This is a genomic window from Pseudonocardia sp. GCM10023141 (assembly GCF_042653605.1).
In genome coordinates this window covers 1-544 of the sequence record NZ_JBHSIR010000103.1, presented here as the reverse complement: position 1 = coordinate 544, position 544 = coordinate 1, and the positions used below count along the sequence as shown (strand labels likewise).

Genomic DNA, 544 nt, shown 5'->3' with positions numbered 1-544 from the left:
CGGCGCCACCACCCCCGCCGCCGCCCCGGCCAGCGCCCCCGCCGCCGCCGCACCCACCAGCGCCGCAGCCACCGCCGCCACCGACGGCGTCACCACCAACGCCGACGTCTTCGGCCCCGCCTGCGGCATGCTCCCCCAGGGCGACGCCCCCGGCTCCCTCAACAACATGGGACCCGCCAAGGTCGCCACCGCAGCCAGCACCAACCCGCTGCTCACCACCCTCGTCACCGCCGTCGGCAAGGTCCCCGGCCTCGCCGACACCCTCAACGCCCAGAAGGCCATCACCGTCTACGCCCCCTACAACGACGCCTTCGCCGAGGTCCAGAAGTCCGTCGGCGACGCCGCCTTCACCGCACTCCTGTCCGACCCCGCCAAGCTCGGCGCCCTGCTCTCCTACCACGTCGTCGGCACCCGCTACGACGCCGCAGGCCTGGTCAAGGCCGGTAAGACCACCGAGCTCGCCGGCGGCGACGTCACCATCGGCGGCACCGCCACCGCACCCACACTGACCTCCGGCGCCGGCACCCAGGCCAAGGTCCTCTGC

At 74.4% G+C, this 544-nt stretch carries 1 protein-coding gene; it reads left to right on the top strand.

What is annotated here, in order from left to right:
- On the top strand, positions 1–544 hold a 544-nt coding region (locus ACFPFQ_RS48270; RefSeq protein WP_379630065.1), incomplete at both ends, for a fasciclin domain-containing protein.